Annotated in this window: 2 protein-coding genes; both read left to right on the top strand. The window is 33.4% G+C overall.

Features of this window, described 5'->3' with window-relative positions; genetic code table 11:
* The first annotated feature begins 604 nt into the window (after positions 1-604).
* On the top strand, positions 605-784 hold the full coding sequence (locus ACI3VO_RS15105) for a hypothetical protein (protein ID WP_439758712.1): 180 nt from the start codon (positions 605-607) through the stop codon (positions 782-784).
* A 993-nt stretch (positions 785-1,777) separates the two neighbouring features.
* Positions 1,778-2,044, top strand: a complete 267-nt coding sequence (locus ACI3VO_RS15100) for a hypothetical protein (RefSeq protein ID WP_439758711.1) — start codon at positions 1,778-1,780, stop codon at positions 2,042-2,044.
* Positions 2,045-2,392: the final 348 nt, after the last annotated feature.

Genomic DNA, 2,392 nt, shown 5'->3' with positions numbered 1-2,392 from the left:
AAGAGGTGCAATTGATATTATAAAAACTACAAATGGAGAAGGTGGAGATATAATCTCTAACTTATCTTCTAATATAGTAACTGAAGAGTTATATAGAGAAGGATAGAGATATAAAATTCCGTATAATGAAACTACTAATCTATTTACAGAATCTCAATCTACTGGAGTAAGATACGAAAATGTAAAAGGTGTATGTTCATTAAAACCAAATGGAAATATTTGGAATGGGGAAAATGGTTTAAACTTCTAGATAATCTACTCCTTTGAGTTTATAATAAATGAAGAAGTAAGGGCAGAGTTAGCTAAATATGTAAGAGGTTTCTTCTTTGTAAGATAGACTAGAATGCCTCTTATCTTAGCCTAGGGTTTAACTATAGGAATTGATAAAGAATCTAGAACTCCTACTATTCCTACTGCTGGTGGATTCCTAACATAGATAGCTGATGGTCTTGAAAAGACTTATGTAGAAACAGAGGATATTAATGGTTTAAACTATATCTCAGAGGGATTTCTTAGAAGATATACATTTAAGTTTAAGAAGAAATCTTCTGGATTATGGTCAAAAATAGGTAAGATTGCTGGAATTGCAGCTGCTGTTGTTGGCATGGTTGCAGCAACAGTTGTAACCTTTGGAGGAGCTGGTGCAGTACTTGCAGCCGTAGGTGGATTTCTTGGAACTACTCTTGCTGTTGGTTCTGTTGCTGCTATATCAGTAATGACAGTAGTTGGTGTAGCTGCAGGGGCTGTAGTTGGAGCTGTTGCTGGAAGTTTGGTTGCAGTTTAGTAGGAAATAGGCTAGGCAGTAAGAAGAATAGGTGCTAAGAAAAGATTAAATGGTAAAAATACCAAAGCTCCTAGTGGTTATAAAATAGTTGAAACTGATGAATCCAGACGTCTTACTGAAGAATTTACAGAGAGGGCTATTATAAAAGACTCTACTCACAATGATGTTAATGCTATTATATGTCCTGATTATACAGTAAATTAGCCTTATTACAACTAGATATTTACTGGAAATAAGCATTATATAGAAACAGACCTAAGACAATCAGCACTAAAAGAAGCTAATTCATACGAGAGCTATCTTGATAATAATGGAAGACATTTCTATATTGGAGATTACATGAATCTTACCTATCAATAGAGAACTAATTGTGAGATAATAGCAGTTGAAGATAATATGAAAGCAACTGGCATTAATTAGACAATCTTTAGAAGTAGGGCAGGAGAGGCTGAAGAAGCTTGGCAATATGAGTATATTGCAGAGGAAATGGTTGATTCTGATAATAAGTAGAAAAATTCTGATATTATTAGGGGTTGTTTTAGTCCATATCTTGCATGTTTAAATAAAGAAATAGGCCCTGCTAAAATTGTAAATATATATATTCCTGGATATGATGCAACTCTTATGTATGAATATATAGAAATAAGAATGCATGATAACAGCGCATATTAGGCAGTAACTGATAGATATTCTATAAATCCAGAAGTTACAATAACTTCTAATATCTAGCAAGACCAACAACCAATGTCTATTGATGTATATAGAGGTGATTGTTACTTATGTTAGTATACATAGAGAATAGTTAGAAACTTCAATGATCCATCTGCTTTATATAATGATAAAATAGTTGATGAGAGTACTTGGAAAGATAACTATGACCCAACTAATTCTGAGAAATATTCTAAGATAAATCTTGGAGATATTAATGCTATCCCATTAGGTATGTGGGTTACATTCTAGCTTCGTTCTTCTAATAACTTAAATGTTAGAACATTGGATTATTCTAATGTTGATGAAGTAGCAATGTGTGGACATCCTAGAGGGTATTTCCCATATCTACCAATGTCAACTGAGGGTATTTATAAAACTCCTGATTCTGGAATCTATAATAAAGGATTTACTAAATCAGTAAGTGATAAATGGAACCTAGCATTGCCGGATGCTCCGTATATTAAAAACTGGTTCGGCACTAGAATTATGTACTCAGATATACATGTTAATGATGGATTTAAGAATGGATTTAGAATCTTTAGAGGATAGAATTATAGGGATTACACTAGAGAATATGGAGAAATAGTTAAGTTAGTATCTCTAGAATCTAGTTTGCTATGTGTATTTGAACATGGAGTTGCTTTAATTCCAGTTAATGAACGTGCCATTGCTGGATAGGGAGCTGGGGGTCCTGTATATGTAAACACTTCAAATGTACTACCTGAGAATCCTCTGATATTATCTGATATGTATGGAAGTCAATGGGCTGATAGTATTCTTAAAGTTCCAGGAAAAACTGGTGATGCTATTTAGTATGTGTATGGAGTTGATACTATTGCTAAGAAAATTTGGAGAACAGATGGAAGAACTTTTTAGTGTATTTCGGACATGAAGGTT

The sequence above is a fragment of the Intestinibacter sp. genome, from assembly GCF_051866655.1.
In the GTDB taxonomy this organism is placed as follows: Bacteria; Bacillota; Clostridia; order Peptostreptococcales; family Peptostreptococcaceae; genus Intestinibacter.
This window is presented reverse-complemented; position numbering and strand designations above follow the sequence as displayed.